The sequence below is a fragment of the Kiritimatiella glycovorans genome (assembly GCF_001017655.1).
Lineage (GTDB): Bacteria > Verrucomicrobiota > Kiritimatiellia > Kiritimatiellales > Kiritimatiellaceae > Kiritimatiella > Kiritimatiella glycovorans.
Genome location: NZ_CP010904.1, coordinates 1,366,268 through 1,382,150, shown reverse-complemented (window position 1 = coordinate 1,382,150; position 15,883 = coordinate 1,366,268). Strand labels below are relative to the sequence as shown.

Here is a 15,883-nt window from a genome sequence, read left to right as displayed (position 1 = left end):
ATGGCGGATATGAATCGTGTTTTTCTGGCGGGGAACCTTACCCGCGATCCCGAAGTGCGCTATACGCCGTCGGGGACGGCGGTCTCGGATCTCGGCCTGGCCGTCAACGAGCAGTACCGCACGCGCAGCGGCGAGACCGAGGAGCGCACGGTCTTTGTAGATATCACCGTGTGGGGGCGCCAGGCGGAAACGTCGGGCGAATACCTGTCCAAGGGATCGCCGGTGCTGATCGAGGGCCGTCTGCAGCTCGATCAGTGGGAAAACCGGCAGGGCGAGAAGCGGAGCAAGCTCAAGGTGCGGGCGGATCGGGTGCAGTTTCTCGGAAGACCGCGAAACGCCCGTTACGAAGATGCCCCCCAGGACGGCGGACGGCAGTCGCGGGGTGAAAACCCGCAGGCGCAGCAGCAGGAAGAAGACGACGATATTCCGTTCTGAGGGCAGGGCGGGTTAATCCAGGAGGTCACCATTGCCAGTTAAACGACGTGCCATGGCGCAGGAATTGCGTAACGTGGAAGAAATCGATTACAAGGACGCGGAGCTGCTCCGGAAGTTCATGACGGAGGAGGGCAAGATCACGCCCCGCAGAATCACCGGAGCGACGGCGGCGCAGCAGCGCCAGCTGAAGCGTGCCATCCGCCGTGCGCGGAACATGGGGCTCGTGCCCTGAAGATGAGTTGAGAAAGGAATGCTCTGATGGCGAAAGAAGTCATTTTACTCGAGCGGGTCGAGAACCTCGGGATTGAGGGCGACGTCGTCCGCGTGGCGGACGGATATGCGCGCAATTACCTGGTGCCCCGCGGACTGGCCGCTCCGGTCACGGAAGGCCGCAGACGACAGATCGAGAACAAGCGCCGCGAACGGCTCCGGCAGATGCGGGAGGAACTCGAGGCGGCCAGGGAACTCGCGGAAAAGATCGACGGCATGGACTGCACGGTGCTCGTGAAGACGGGCGACCAGGGTCAGCTGTTCGGCTCGGTGAACGCCCAGCTGATCGCCGACAAGGTGCGGGAAGAAAAAGGCATCGAACTGGACCGCAAACAGATCGTGCTCGAGGATCCGATCCGCGAACTCGGGGTCTTCGATGTCGCGGTCGACCTTCACCCCGAAGTGCAGCCTAAGCTCAAGGTGTGGGTGGTCGAGGAATGACGGAGACCTCCTCCACCGCCTCACGTCGCGTGCCACCGCACAGCGCGGAAGCGGAACGGGGGGTGCTGGGCTGTGTTCTGAGCGACGCGGAGCGCGTCATCTCCCTCTGCCAGGAGCGGCAGGTCAGACCGGAATCGTTCTATACGCGACAGCACCGGGACCTGTACGAGGAACTCCTGCAGATGGGCGAGGAGGAGAACGCGGTCGATCTGCTGACGGTGGTGGACCGCCTCACCCGGAACGGGAAACTGGACCGGCTCGGCGGCCAGGATTACCTGGTCGAACTCATCGACAGCACCCCGACCTCCGCGCACGCAGAATTCTATATCGAAATCCTGCAGGAGCAGTTCCTCCGCCGGGAGATGATCGACCGCGCCCGCGCGGCGGTGGAGTCCAGTTACGATTCCGAGAAGGACGCGACGGAAGTACTGAGCGAGGTGGAGCAGTCCTTCTTCGAACTCGGCGCCGAAAAATCCTCCGATATCGTGAGCTGGCCCGAGGCCGTGCGCGAGGCGGTGAAAAAGATCGAAAAAATTCACGCGGAAGGCAAGCCGATCACCGGCATCTCGTCGGGCTTTCAGGACATCGACAAGCTGCTGTACGGGCTTCATAACACCGATGTGATCATCCTCGCCGCCCGTCCGTCCATGGGTAAGACCTCGCTGGCGATGAACATCGCGGAACATGTGGCGCTCGGGAAACGCGATCACAGTCCGCGTCCGATCGGGGTGTTCAGCCTCGAAATGTCGCGCGAGCAGCTGGTCCGGCGCATGCTCTTCTCGAACGCCCGCGTGCGGATGCAGTCGATGATGGAGGGGAACATCACGCGCGAGAACCACCGGAAGCTGATGAACGCGGCGGACCGGCTCCAGAAAGCGGAGATCTACATCGACGATTCGGCCGGGCTGGAGGCGCTCGAACTCCGCGCCCGCGCCCGGCGCATGAAACAGCGGTACGACGTGCAGATGATCGTGGTCGATTACCTGCAGCTGCTCAATTACTCGAAATACGCGCGCGACGGGCGCCAGCAGGTGGTCGCCGCCATCTCCGGCTCGCTCAAGGCCATGGCCAAGGAACTCGACGTCCCCGTTCTGGTGCTCAGCCAGCTCAGCCGTGCGCCGGAGAACCGCGACCGCGAGGCCAAACCGAGACTGTCCGACCTGCGCGAGTCGGGATCGATCGAGCAGGACGCCGACGTGGTCATGATGCTGCGCCGGCCGGCGATGTACGACCAGGGCGAGGACGAGACGCTGGCGGAGCTTTCGATCGAGAAACACCGTAACGGACCCACCGGGCTGGTCCGGCTCAGTTTCTACGGTGAATTCACCCGATTTGAGGACAGGACGGAACAGGAACCCGAAGAGGCCGTGGGATATTAGAGAGTCAGCCAAAGGAGACTGCATGAACGCCAGTAGATGGATTGCCGCCGCGCTGATCGTCGCGTCCGGAGCCACACAGGCCGGGACCGTGAAGGACCTCGACGTGAAAAACCTGGGCCGGGCCCGCGTGGAACCTTCCGCCGTGACCACGGTGGTCGCCCTGAAAGAGGGGCAGAACTACGAGAACGAGGGCGTGCTCCGGCATGCCGTTTCGGAAGATGTGAGACGCCTGCGCGACGCCGAACGGTTCGCCTACGTGGCCGCGGACGTGGAACCGGTCGGCCCCGACTGGCGGGTGGTCTTCCAGGTCAAGGGCCGCCCCCGGGTGCGCGACATCGAGGTGCAAGGGGCGAAGGCGGTCACGTCGAGAAAAATCCGGAACCTGATGGAACTGGAGCGGGGGGCGTTCGTCGACGACCTGACGCTCGCCGCGCGGATTCGCGAGGTGAAGGAACACTACCGGAAACACCATTATCCCTACGCGGACATAGACTGGGATCTCCAGTGGAATGAAGACGAATCGGTCGATGTCCGGATTGCCGTCGACGAGGGCAAAAAACTGGTCGTTAAACAGGTGGAGATCGTCGGCAACGAGGCCGTCAAGGACAAGGTGTTGCGCAAGGAGCTGGAGCAGAAGGGCACCTCGATCCTGTCCTGGATTACCGGCGCCGGTACCTACAAGGCCGGGGCGGAGGACCACGACCGCGCGGCCGTGCGACGCGTCTACCACGATCGCGGTTATCTCGACGCGGAGGTCAGCGGTCCCGACCTGGAGGTAAACAAAAGGGGCAAGGCGGTCTACCGGGTCAAAGTCGAGGAAGGCCCCCGCTACGAACTGGGAGATGTTTCGTTCGACGAATCGCGCCTGTTCCCGCAGGAGGAACTGCGCGCGGCCGCGGATCTGCACTCCGGCGCGCCCGCCTCGGTGTCCGCGATCGAATCCGCCGCGGGGGCGATTCGCGGGATGTTCGGTCGCCGCGGTTTTATCCACGCCTATGTGCACCCGGTGATGACCCCGCGGGAGTCGGGCGAGGTCGTGGACGTCCATTTCGAGATCGACTCCGGGGAAAAGGCCTACATTCGTGAAATCAGGATTCGCGGCAACCGCCAGACGCAGGACAAGGTGATCCGGCGCGAACTGACAATCGAACCCGGCGAGGTCTACAACAGCGAGCAGGTCGAGACCAGCAAGCGGCGCCTCCAGAACCTCGGCTATTTCAAGTCGGTGGAGGACCATACCGAACCGGCGGACGAAAAAGGCATCTACGATCTCACGTTCAAGGTCGAGGAGCAGCCCACCGGGCGGTTCATGATCGGCGGCGGGGTCTCGAGCGTGGAAAACGTGGTCGGGTTCATGGAACTCTCGCAGGGGAACTTCGATATAACCCGCTGGCCGCCGGTCGGCGCAGGGCAGAAGGCGAAAATGCGCGTGGCCCTCGGATCCGAGCGTCAGGACGTGCGCCTCAATTTCGTCGAACCGTGGTTCCTCGACCGCAGGCTTTCGCTGGGCGTCGACCTGTTTCACACCTCGGTGCAGTATTACAGCGACGAATTCGACCAGCAGAACACCGGCGGACGGGTCTCGCTCACCAAGCCGCTGACCTCGTTCGACCGCTTCAAAGTGCAGTATTCGCTGGAGCAAATCTCGATCGACGACGTGGCCGCCGGGGCCTCGGATTTCTTCAAGGCCCAGGCGGGGGATTATCTCCGCAGCGGTCTGAACCTTTCGCTGATTCACGATACGCGCGATAACTATTTCGTGCCGCACCGCGGCAACCGGAGCATCGCGGAAACGACGCTGACCGGTCCCGGCGATGTGAAGATCTACGGCCTGCGCGGTCGCACATCCCAGTACTGGCCGGTGTGGTGGGACCACGTGTTCAATGTGCGCGGCGAAATGGCGTTCGTCGATAACTACGGGGACGATGACGTGCCGGTCTTCGACCGCCTCTTCCTCGGCGGGCCGCGCGATCTGCGCGGGTTCGATTTCCGCGAAGTCGGTCCCAAGGACGACAACGACGAGCCCATCGGCGGTAAGACCAGCCTGTACGCCACGGCGGAATACACCGCGCCGGTTTGGAAAAAAGTGCGTGCGGCGACGTTCTATGATATCGGTTTCGTGTCGGTGGACGCGTTCGATCCGAATTTCGACGGACTGCACTCCGACTACGGCGTCGGACTTCGGTTTGATATGCGCGGGTTCCCGCTGCAGATCGACTACGCCTGGCCGCTGCAGAGTGAAGGCGATGCGGATGAAGGGGCGCAATTCAATTTCAACCTGGGCTACACCTTCTAGCGCGCGGTGGGCCCCAGCACGGGAGAAGATCCATGATACGGGCATGCAGCAGAAAGACGGGGTTCCTCGCCGCCATTCTCGGACTGGTCGCGGCACATTCGGTCTTTGCGGCGGAAGAGATCGTGTTCATCGATCTCGCCAAGGTCTTTAACGATTACTACAAGACCAAGCTCGCCGACACCCAGCTCAAGGCCCAGATCGGCGAGGTCAAGGATCAGGCCCAGGGGATGGTCGATACCTTCGAGCGGCTTCAGAATGAATTCGAGAAACTCCGCGAGGAGGCCAAAGACGAGACGTTGAGCGAAGAAGTGCGCGATGCAAAGCGTGCGGAGGCGGAGGAAAAGCTGGTGGAACTCCAGGAGCAGCGCAGCCGTATCAACGAATTCGAACAGCGTCACAATAAACAATTCCAGAATCAGAAGCAGAGGATGCGTCAGCGCATTCTCGCGGAAGTGAACGAGGCCATCCGTGACCGGGCGGAGCTGAAGGGCTACCGCGCGGTCCTGAATTTCAACCGGATCGGCAGCGGAGGCGGCTTCGGCACGGTGATGTATCACGACGACGATGCGGAGATCACAGCGGATGTCCTCAGCATCCTCAATAAGAGCCGGCCGGAAGACGAAGAGGACGAAAACGACGATGAAGATTGAAGAGATCGCGTCACTGATCGGCGCGGAGATCGACGGGGACGGTTCACGCGAGATTACGGGAGTGGCGGGAGTCCGCGAAGCGGGGCCGCGGGACATCACGTTCATCGCCAATAAGCGCTATGCCGCGGATGCCGAAACCACAAAAGCCGGTGCCGTAGTGGTGGGAAGCGACTGGACCCGGACCTGTCCGGCCACGCTGCTGCGAACGGAGAACCCGGATGCGGCGTTTGCTCGCGTCGCACGACGATTCCGGCCCGAACTGCCGAAACCCGAACCCGGGATTCACCCGACCGCGACCGTGGCCCGGGACGCCGAACTCGGCGAAGACGTGCATATCGGCCCCGGAGCCGTCATCGATCCGGAAGCCCGGGTGGGCGACCGGACCGTGGTGGGGGCCCAGAGTTATATCGGATTCCGGTCCTCGGTGGGAGAGGATTGCTTGATCTACCCGCAGGTCGTCATCAGAGAATGCGTCACCGCCGGCGACCGCGTCATTCTCCATAGCGGTGTGGTGCTGGGATGCGACGGGTTCGGCTATGCGGTCCAGGAAGACGGTTCTCGCACTAAGATCCCCCAGATCGGTCGCGTGGTGATCGGCGACGACGTCGAAATCGGTTCCAACACGACGGTCGACCGGGCCCGCTTCGGCGTGACCCGCATCGGCAACGGGGTCAAGATCGATAATCTCGTCCAGATCGCGCATAACGTGGTCATCGAGGATCATGCGGTGATCGTGGCCCAGGTCGGAATCTCCGGAAGCTCGCATATCGGCAGTCGCGCGATTCTGGCGGGGCAGGTGGGCGTGGCCGGACACCTGCGCATCGGCGAGGACGCGATCATCGGCGCGCAGTCCGGCGTGAGCAAGGATATCGATGCCGGCGCATTCGTCTTCGGCTCTCCGGCCGCGCCCATGGAAAAAGTCAGCCGGGTCCGCGCCCTCGTCAACCGCCTCCCGAACCTGAAGAGCAAAATCGAGGATCTGGAGAAACGCCTGGAGGCGATGGAGCGGAAAGGGAGCTGAGGGGTAGAGTCAGAATCAGAATCAGAATCAGAGTCAGAGTTAGAGTCAGAGTAATAGCGGGGAGTATGAACAAATGACGGAATGAAGACCAGCAACCCTCGCGTTTCTTGCTCTTGCTCTCTTACTCAGGCTTCATTCCCAGATTTCCCACTCACTCTTACTCTGACTCTGACTCTGATTCTGACTCTGACTCGCACTCTGATTCTCAGTCCCGGATGGGTTCGCGGTTTTCGATGCAGCGTGCGTATTGCTCGAGATCCGCTGCGATGTTCTCCTGGCCCTTTTCGCGCGCGTTTTTGATCGCGCTCTGAATATATTCACCGGCGTCGTCAAACCTTCCCAGCTCCGCGCAGGCGGCGCTCATGACCGTCAGGCAGAGCGGAGTGTGGCCCCCGCTCAACGAAAGCGCCCGCGAGGCCAGTTCCAGCGCCTCGCGTCCATCGCGCCTGCTTTCTTCTGTGCTGGTGGCGCGCACCCATGCGAGGCGGCAGAGCGCGTCCGGCTGATCGGGGTTCTCCTCCAGCGCTTCAGCGGCGCGTTCGGCTTCATCATCCGAGTCCGCCTCCTCCGCAAAGGGCGTGTCGTCCGGCGGAGGGATCTCAATGCCGTGCTGCTCGAGTTTCTGACGGATGGCCAGCTTCTGGATCGATTTCAGATAGGCCTCGGTCGGTGAGATACGCCCGTCGAGCACCAGCTGCAGGAGGGTGTCCTCGAACTGGTGCATCCCAACGTTCTTGCCCGTCTGCATCGCGGAGGGTATCTGGTGCGTCTTGCCCTCGCGGATATTCGCCGAGACGGCCGAGGTGACCACCAGAACCTCGGTGGCCGCTGTGCGGCCGCCGCCCTCGCAGCGGCAAAGCGTCTGCGCCATCACGCCCTTGAGCGTGTCGGCCAGCATGACCCGGATCTGGTTCTGCCGGTCGGCGGGAAACTTGTCGATGATCCGGTCCACCGTCCCGGCCGCCGTGTTGGTGTGCAGCGTGCCAAGCACCAGGTGGCCGGTCTCCGCCGTCTCAATGGCGGTCTCCATGGTCTCCAGGTCGCGCATCTCTCCCACGAGGACGATGTCGGGGTCCTCGCGGAGGGCCGCGCGGAGCGCTTTGGCGAACGACGTGGTATGCTCGTGCACCTCGCGCTGATTGATCAGGCAGCCGCGGGCCCGGTGAATAAACTCGATCGGGTCCTCGATCGTCACCACGTGCTCGCGGCGCGTGCGGTTGATGTGCTCGATCATCGCCGCCAGCGTCGTCGATTTTCCCGAACCCGTCGGCCCCGTGATGATCACCAGCCCTTTGCTCAACATGCAGAACTCGCGAATGACCCGGGGCATCTCCAGCTCGTCCAGGGTGGGCACCCGATTGGGTATGAGTCGCGCGACCGCGCCGACCCCGTTGAGGTCGCGGAAGACATTCACGCGGAAACGTCCGAGGTCCTCGAGCGCGTAGGCGAAGTCGGTGTCGGCGTGCTCCTCGAATTCGCGGCGCGTGCGTTCGGACATAAGCCGGTAGATCATGCGCTGCGTCTGTTCCCCCGTAAGGGGCTGAGACTTCTTCAGAAATTCGATCTGCCCGTCGATCCGGAGCGACGGGCGGTAGCCTGCGGATACGTGCAGATCGCTCCCGCCCTTCTCCAGAACCAGCGAGAGTAATTGATCCATATCCTCCATACGACCTCCAAGCGTGACCCCGCAACTCTACGCCCATGCTAGCCGATGGCGGGTCCGGCCTGCAACGGCAATCCGATGTCCTCACCAGAACTGCCACGCGCCGGACTGCCAGACATAGATTCCCAGCATGAAGTTGGTGACGGCATGCGCGACCACCCCGGCCCAGATGTCGCGGGTGTGGATCACCAGCCAGCCGAAAAGCAGGCCGCATGCGATCCCCGCGGCCCATTCGAAGTGTTCGATGCCGAAAAGCGCCGCGACGGCGACGAACATGCCCACGCTCATCCGTCCCATCGGAATGCGGAAGAACGGGCTGCCCAGCATCCAGCGGTAGAGAAAACCGCGCCAGAAAAACTCCTCAAGCAGCGCCACGGCGATCGAGGTTCCGAACATGTGTGCCCAGAACAGCGGCCAGCCGGTCACCGACGGGTCGTAAGGGGAGGGCCGTTCCAGAGGTTCGCGCAGCTTTCCGAAGCGGGTCAGGTCGACGGCATAACGCTCGTAGGCTTCGGACAGCGCAGGGAACCGTTCGGTGAACCACGCGCTCTCCGGCCCGACCCATACGACAAAGACCAGCACGCCGATTCCGACGGCGAGCGGCATGTTTCGCCACCGGGGGGGCGCGTACCAGCGCCACGGCCGGCAGGCCAGCAGCACGGCCGTGCCGAGCACGGTTCGCGCGGCATAGGCCCACCCCGAGGGATCGAACAGGGGGATGAACGTGATCCAGACGAGAAAGGGGATCACGTGCACCCAGACCGCACGCTCGTTCTCTTTCTTAAGCTCTTCCGTCCACTCCTGCTCGGGGACGGCATTGCGTGATGCTTCACTCATGACGGTCAGTCTGCCGTGCGTATCCGTCGGGGTCAAGTGAGCGGCATTCCGCCTTTCGCGAGCGGAGCCGGTGCGGTACCTTCGTGCCCCCATGGCTCAGCGCGAAAAAATTGAAATCATGGCCCCCGCCGGATCCTATGCCGCCCTGGCCGCAGCGATCCGCAGCGGGGCGGACTCGGTCTACTTCGGCGCGGGAAAACTGAACATGCGCGCCCGCTCGGCCGACGCCTTCACCGCACACGACCTCGGACGCATCGCGCGGATCTGCCGCTGGTGCGGGGTGCGGAGCTACCTGGCCCTCAACTCGATCGTGTACGACGAAGAACTCGCGGATGTGGAGTCGCTCTGCGCCGCGGCCCGGGCGGCGGGCGTCTCCGCCGTCATTGCCGCCGACGCCGCCGTGATGCGGATCGCCCGGGCCCATGCCCTGGAGGTGCATCTCTCCACGCAGGTCAATATCTCCAACTACGAGGCCCTCCGCTTCTACGCGCAGTTCGCCGACGTCGTCGTGCTGGCGCGCGAACTGACCCTGGAACAGATCCGCGCGCTGCATGAACGCATCGTCCGGGAGGACCTTCGCGGTCCCGGGGGCGGCCGGGTCAGGATCGAGCTGTTCGTCCACGGCGCCCTGTGCGTAGCCGTCTCGGGCAAGTGTTACATGAGCCTCGCGCAGTACAACGCATCGGGCAACCGGGGCTCGTGCTACCAGAGCTGCCGCCGCCGCTACAGGGTCGAAGACGCCGAAACCGGCGAGTCCTTCGAGATCGACAACGAGTACGTGATGTCGCCGAAGGACCTCTGCACCGTGCGCTATCTCGACAAAATCATCGAGGCCGGTGCGGAGATTCTCAAGATCGAAGGGCGCGGCCGCTCGCCGGATTATGTCGCGGAGACCGTCGCGGTCTACCGTGAAGCGCTGGAATGCCGGGAAAAAGGCGGATACGCCGACGGCCCCCCGGAGGCGCAACTCGAGACATGGATGCGGCGGCTGCACCGCGTGTTCAACCGCGGCTTCTGGGAGGGCGGGTACTACTGCGGCCGGAGATTGAACGAGTGGGCCGGGACCAATAACTCGAGCGCCACGCGCCGCAGGGTCCAGCTCGGGCGCGTGAGCAACTACTACGCCCGGCCGGCGGTCGCCGAGTTCAAGCTCTGTCACGCCCGGCTCGACCGGGGGGCCGAACTGCTCTTCCACGGCCCGACCACCGGCTCGCTGCATGCCGTCGCCGAAGAGCTGCGGGTGGAGGGCGAGTCGCGCACCTCAGCCGCGATGCACGAAATCGTCACCGTGCCCGTCCCGGCCAAAGTTCGGCGGGGCGATAAGGTGTTCGCGTGGGAGAGGAGGAAGGTTCTGAGTGAGAAACCATATTTTGAGTGCGAGACCTGAAACTTGAGACCTGATTAAGAGGAGCTTGAGTATGACAATCCGACGGCTGTCGCACTCGAAGGCAGTAAAGGATGGACACAGGTCACTACTGTCCCAACGTTTGAACGACATTGCCTTGTAACACATACTTCATGAACGACTTAGAACAGAAAAGGGCTGTTGGCGACTTGAACTTGCCTGTAGCTTCCGACCTTCCAACACAGGAGGGAGGCCGGGATGTACACAGGGCCGACGATATTCGCGCAGCTCATGCAGCACTTGCCGTGGCACCATTTCGACCGATGCGTGACTCGATACAACGGCAACCACAAGGTCAAGGAGTTCAAGTGTTCCGCCCACTTTCGGGTGATGGCTTTTGCGCAGCTGACTTACCGGGAGAGTCTGCGCGACATCGAAGCCTGTCTGCGGTCCGTGCGACCGAAACTCTATCACATGGGCATCCACAGCACGGTCTCGCGCAACAACCTGTCCAACGCCAACGAGAAACGGGACTGGCGCATCTATGCCGAGTTCGCTCAACACTTGATTGTCGAGGCACGAAGTCTCTACGCGGAGGAGGAACTCTCCGTCGACCTGGACGCCTCGGTTTACGCTTTGGACTCGACGACCATCGACTTGTGCCTTTCGATGTTTCCATGGGCACGGTTTCGAAAACGCAAGGGCGCGGTCAAGATGCATACCTTGCTCAATCTGCGAGGCAGCATTCCCGAGTTTATCCTGATTTCCGACGGGAAAATGCACGATGTTAATGTCCTGGACTATCTTGTTCCTGTCCCCGGGGCGTATTACCTCATGGATCGCGGGTATCTCGATTTTGCACGTCTATACGAAATAGACATCGGCCAAGCCTTCTTCGTTACTCGTGCCAAAGACAACTTCAAGTTCAAGCGTCGCTACTCTCGCCCCGTCGACAGAACCACTGGTCTGATCTGCGACCAGACCGTGATACTCACAACTTTCTATCCGGCCAAGGCATATCCCAGCGATTCTCATTATGGCTTCACCCTTTTCGGTCGGGGTGGCACCCGACCCTCCCAGTGCCCGAAAATGCGTCGGATATCGACTCGGGAGGGACGGCTGCCACGCCGTCCGCGGTCGGAATGCGGCCATAATGAGAACTGCTGGGCATATCCCGAGCCGTGGCGTCGGATCAAGTTCCGCGACCCGGAAGATCCGAGTTCCTTGCTCGTGTTCCTGACCAACGATTTCACACTGCCCGCGATGACCATCACCAAGCTGTACAAAGCCCGGTGGATGATCGAGCTGTTCTTCAAATGGATCAAACAGCACCTCCGCATCAAGGCGTTTGTCGGCACTACGCCCAACGCGGTGAAGACACAGATATGGATCGCCATCTCCACGTACCTGCTCGTTGCCATTCTCAAGAAGCGACTCCGCATCGAGCTGCCGCTCTACACAATTCTACAAATCCTGAGCGTGTCCCTGTTCGAGAAAACCCCCATTCTACAGGCATTTCAGGCTTGGGACTACGAAACCGAAATACCCGAAAGTCATAACACGTTGATGTTGTTCGACTAATATTGGGACAGTAGTGGACACAGGTATCCTCTTACTCAGGTCTCAAGTTTCAGGTCTCGCACTCAAATGATCTCCCTCACTCCCGCTCTACATTAATCCGGTACATGTAGGAGCGGATCCGGAAGACGGTGTCCGTGTAGATGTTCATCGGCGGGGTGGCCGGGGCATTGGTCAGGAGCTGAACCCGCGAGGAGGGATCGCCGAGGTCGCTGTAGCGGTAGAGATCGTAGACCCGCCCCGCACGGCTCGGCCAGCGCAGGACGAACTCGTCGAACAGATCGAGATGGTAGACCGGGTCGTCGAGGTCCATTGAGAAACAGGACCCGTCGCTCATCGGATCGGTCCCTGCGATGTACTCGTCGCGGTCCGAGACGCCGTCCCCGTCGGTGTCGGTCAGCGACGGATCGGTTCCGGTCGTGCTCTCGCCCCAGTTGCTCAGTCCATCTCCGTCCGTATCGTCGTAACGCCCCGGCACCGTGCTCCCCCACCACCGCATCTCGTCGCTGTCGGCCATCCCGTCCTCGTCGGCGTCGACGCGGGTGGTATTGAACGACCGCAGACCGTATTCGTATTTCTTCCACTGCGTGGCCCCGAGGAAGATCCCGTTTGTGCCGGCAAACCAGAGGTCCTTGATCTCGGGGTCCTGCCACCAGTACTCATCGCTCATCGTGTTGCGCCGATCGATCGGGTCGCCCACGCGGAACGAGGTGATATTGGTGCCGCCTCCGATCCAGATGTAGTCGCCGGTCGGGGCGTGGTCCTCGATAAAGACGTTCTGAACCACCCCGTTGGTGTAGAGCCCCTCATAGCTCATGGCGGCGGAGCTGATGTCGATCGCCACCACGCCGTTGAGGTTGTCGGCGACCCACAGCCGCCCGTCCGCGGCCTCGAGCCGGTAGGCGCTCGCGCTTTTACCCATGTCGATGGTGTAGTTGTAATGCTCCGTATGCCAGGTTTCGTTCGAGCCCTTTTCTTCGCAGTAAACGCTGTACACGCCAAGCCCGCCGGCCGCGGCGTAGACTTTGCTTCCGTACGTGGTGAGGCCCTGAATCGGCGAGCCGGCGAAGAAGTTTGTCTGAAGCGTCGGGACGGACAGATTGGTCGCCACCAGCAGGCCGTTGGTGTAGTCCGCCACGTAGATCCTGCCGTTGAGGTAGCGCACGGCCCGGGCGTCGTCGGTATCGAGGTGGCTCTGAAGGGCCATATTGGCGGGATCGGTAGCGTCGAGCACGACCAGACCATTCTCACCGTCGGCTACCAGCAGCGTGTCGCCCCCGTCGGTCACATCGATCCCCATCGCGATCCCTTCGGTGTCGTAGCGCCCCAGCCGCGTCCAGTTGGTCACGTTCACGATGTGCACCCCGGAGTGGTAGTTCGCCACGTAGGCGACATCATTCAGGATCTCCATGTCCCATCCCTGACCGGAGGTGATGAAGCGCCCCCTCGGTTCGGGCGCCGCCTTGTCCGTGACGTCCATCAGGCGCAATCCGCCGCGGTCGACCTGGATCCCGTACGCATTGGTGTAGGTTCCCCAGCCGGTCGGCAGGTGGACGAAGTCGCCCTCGGCGTCGACGTCATGAATCCCTATCCCGTCCGTGGGGCCGCCGGATCCATTCTGCCAGTGGGCCAGTTCGACCATGTTCGACGGGTCGGAGACGCCGTAGATCCAGAACCGCTTCCCGCCGATCACGTAGGCATTGGTGCCTTCCACGTCCACGTCGTCCAGGTTGTCGTACGGAAACGGGTTGTGTGAGGAGATGAAATTGTCGATCAGGGCAGGTGACGCGGGATCGCTCAGGTCGAAGGCCATCAGCCCGTATCCGTCCTGGCACATGAACAGCGTATCGCCCTCGATGTCGAGACCGCGCGCGGCGTATTCGCAGACCCCCACGCCCTCGTACTCGTTGGTGGCCGTGATCACCATGGTTTCGGGATCGGAGATGTTCACGGTTTTCAGCCCCTCGGTGAAGTTGGCGCAGTACGCGTAGTCCCCGCGCACGGCTACGTCGCGGATAGAACCCGGCGCGGGGTGATTGGTGTTGCTTACGTCAAGCTGCCCCAGCAGGACCGGCGAGGCCGGGTCGCTGATGGAAAGCACCGTGAGATCGCTGTTCTGGGCGACGTAGAGCCGGTCGCCCACCGCCGCCATCGGTCCATAAAACAGATGTGCGTTGGTCCAGGTGCAGAGTACGGCCAGGTTCGAGGGTGTCGAGGCGTCGAAGATCGTCAGGCCGTAATTGTCCGCACCTACGAACACGTACGGGCCCAGGCCGCAGATTTCTTCGGCCCGTCCGGGGATCTCGTGCATGTCGATCAGGACGGGGGCGTCGGGGTCGGAGCAGTCGATGACCTTCAACCCGCCGACATCGCAGGCGACATAGGCGGTCGTGCCCGTGACATAGACCTCCTCGGCGTCCGCCGAGAGATTGTATCCGTAGCTCGGGGTGTAATTCGTATAGCCGGGCAGGATCTCGGACGGGCTGGTGGGGTCGTACCCGTACTCCAGCTCCCAGTCGTCGTAGAGCGTATCGTTGTCGGTGTCCTCGGACCCCGGGTCGGTCCCCGCGTCGTGCTCTTCGATATTGCTCAGCCCGTCGCCGTCCCCGTCGCCGCCGCTGTCGTTCACTTCGGGATCGAGTCCGTAGGTCCGTTCCCATTCGTTCAGCATGCCGTCGCCGTCATTGTCGTTCGTCACCGCCACAGTCCACTCCACCGACACCTCGCCGTTGGTCCAGAAATCGTCGCTGATCTCCACGAGCAGGGTGTACACGCCCGCGCCGCCCCATGGGGTCCCGAAATCGTAGCTCGCGCTGTTCGTGCCCACGGCGGTGCCGTCGAGCGTCCACGCGTAGGACAGCGGGGTGCCGTCCGGATCGGAGGCCGCCACGCTGAATGTGTTCGTCTCCGCCTCGTCCATCGGGTATGCGCCGGCGGCGGGTGTGCTGCCGGAGACCACCGGTTTCGCGTTGCCGCCCTCGGTGACGACCAGATCGAGCGCCGCCGCGGCCTGGCCGTTGGTGGCGTCGGTGACGCGGAAAGTCAGACTGTTCGTGCCCGCGTTCCACGGCGTTCCGTAAAGCTCGCCCCCGGAGGTCATCACGATGTTGGTCGGCAGCGCGTCTTCGGGCTGGAAGCGGATAATGTCGCCCGGGTCCAGCCAGGCGTCGTTGTTCGTGCTGACCACGTAGTCGACCCCGTTGCCGGCCGACAGGCCGCAGAAGCGGGGCGACATCATGCCCTCGTCGCCTGACATGTCGACCCGGATCAGGCCGTTCTCGTTCATCTCGAGTTTGATGCCGACGTATTGCCACATCGGGGTCCTGCCGTACCACCGGATCACGCAGGAGGAATCGTTGGTCCAGATATAGATATCCAAATCGCCGCCGGCGGAGGTGTCGAGGTCCTTCCAGTCGGCGGCGATCATGCACTGCTGCGCCAGCTCGTTTGTGGTCGGCGTGCTGTCGAGGTAATTGGTCGCGAAATGGACGTAGCCGTCCACCGCGACCCAGCACTGGGTGTATCCGACGCCGTAAAACGGGAATGTAAAGGGCAGATCCAGCAGCCACGCTTCGGAATCCGCGTTCCAGTCCATGTCCGCAGACGGATCCTGCATCGCGTTGGTCTCGATGCTCTCGGCGTAGTCCTGGGCGACGTTCCAGCGGTAGGGGGTCGTGCCGCCGGAGGCGCTCAGGGTCCCGCTGTACGCCTCGGCTACAGCCCCGGTGGGGAGTGAAGTGGTGGTGACACTGACCGCGTGCGCGGACACAGCACCGAACGCGAGACAGGTGAAACAGGCGGCCGAAAAGAAGGCTCTCATGACATCCTCCCCATGGTTGTAATGCAAACATGGCTTCGTGAATAACAAAATGTCAATATTGATGAGGCCTGTTTTTCGTTAAAAAAGCGTTTTCCGGAAATTCAAAAGCTGCTGATGGAAAAAGCCTTCCCGAAAAAAACAAACCTGC

At 62.2% G+C, this 15,883-nt stretch carries 12 protein-coding genes; 9 read left to right on the top strand and 3 right to left on the bottom strand.

The features are described 5' to 3' along the window. From L21SP4_RS05785 to lpxD, 7 genes are read left to right on the top strand one after another with little or no spacing between them, the layout of a single operon-like run. Positions 1–435: a single-stranded DNA-binding protein gene (locus L21SP4_RS05785; protein WP_052881765.1), complete on the top strand. Its 435-nt coding sequence runs from the start codon at positions 1–3 to the stop codon at positions 433–435. Positions 436–487: 52 nt separating this feature from the next. Further along, positions 488–667 carry a 30S ribosomal protein S18 gene (gene rpsR / locus L21SP4_RS05780; RefSeq protein ID WP_052881764.1) on the top strand — a complete coding sequence of 60 codons (180 nt, stop codon included), beginning with the start codon at positions 488–490 and terminating at the stop codon, positions 665–667. Between the two features lie 26 nt (positions 668–693). Next, positions 694–1,146: a 50S ribosomal protein L9 gene (rplI, locus tag L21SP4_RS05775; RefSeq protein WP_052881763.1), complete on the top strand. Its 453-nt coding sequence runs from the start codon at positions 694–696 to the stop codon at positions 1,144–1,146. After that, positions 1,143–2,525 carry a replicative DNA helicase gene (dnaB, locus tag L21SP4_RS05770; protein ID WP_074041398.1) on the top strand — a complete coding sequence of 461 codons (1,383 nt, stop codon included), beginning with the start codon at positions 1,143–1,145 and terminating at the stop codon, positions 2,523–2,525. Before rplI ends, dnaB begins: the two co-directional genes overlap by 4 nt. A 22-nt stretch (positions 2,526–2,547) precedes the next feature. After that, positions 2,548–4,821, top strand: a complete 2,274-nt coding sequence (gene bamA, locus L21SP4_RS05765; protein ID WP_052881761.1) for an outer membrane protein assembly factor BamA — start codon at positions 2,548–2,550, stop codon at positions 4,819–4,821. Positions 4,822–4,853: 32 nt separating this feature from the next. Then, complete coding sequence (locus L21SP4_RS05760) at positions 4,854–5,471, top strand: OmpH/Skp family outer membrane protein (RefSeq protein WP_052881760.1); 618 nt, start codon at positions 4,854–4,856, stop codon at positions 5,469–5,471. Continuing rightward, complete coding sequence (lpxD, locus tag L21SP4_RS05755) at positions 5,461–6,492, top strand: UDP-3-O-(3-hydroxymyristoyl)glucosamine N-acyltransferase (RefSeq protein ID WP_052881759.1); 1,032 nt, start codon at positions 5,461–5,463, stop codon at positions 6,490–6,492. The genes L21SP4_RS05760 and lpxD overlap by 11 nt, the downstream gene beginning before the upstream one ends. A 205-nt stretch (positions 6,493–6,697) precedes the next feature. On the opposite strand, the gene L21SP4_RS05750 is transcribed toward lpxD, so the two are convergent. Next, positions 6,698–8,149, bottom strand: a complete 1,452-nt coding sequence (locus tag L21SP4_RS05750; protein WP_201774694.1) for a type IV pilus twitching motility protein PilT — start codon at positions 8,147–8,149, stop codon at positions 6,698–6,700. 90 nt (positions 8,150–8,239) lie between these two features. Beyond that, on the bottom strand, positions 8,240–8,992 hold the full coding sequence (locus L21SP4_RS05745; RefSeq protein WP_160300699.1) for a CAAX prenyl protease-related protein: 753 nt from the start codon (positions 8,990–8,992) through the stop codon (positions 8,240–8,242). A 91-nt stretch (positions 8,993–9,083) separates the two neighbouring features. Between L21SP4_RS05745 and L21SP4_RS05740 the strand changes: the two genes are divergently transcribed. Both L21SP4_RS05740 and L21SP4_RS05735 read left to right on the top strand, forming a co-directional pair. Continuing rightward, on the top strand, positions 9,084–10,379 hold the full coding sequence (locus L21SP4_RS05740) for a peptidase U32 family protein (RefSeq protein WP_052881757.1): 1,296 nt from the start codon (positions 9,084–9,086) through the stop codon (positions 10,377–10,379). A 216-nt stretch (positions 10,380–10,595) separates the two neighbouring features. After that, positions 10,596–11,918, top strand: coding sequence for an IS4 family transposase (locus L21SP4_RS05735; RefSeq protein WP_052881756.1), 1,323 nt, complete (start codon positions 10,596–10,598; stop codon positions 11,916–11,918). A gap of 76 nt (positions 11,919–11,994) precedes the next feature. Here L21SP4_RS05735 and L21SP4_RS05730 read toward each other — a convergent pair whose 3' ends face one another. Then, positions 11,995–15,735: an LVIVD repeat-containing protein gene (locus tag L21SP4_RS05730; RefSeq protein WP_052881755.1), complete on the bottom strand. Its 3,741-nt coding sequence runs from the start codon at positions 15,733–15,735 to the stop codon at positions 11,995–11,997. Positions 15,736–15,883: the final 148 nt, after the last annotated feature.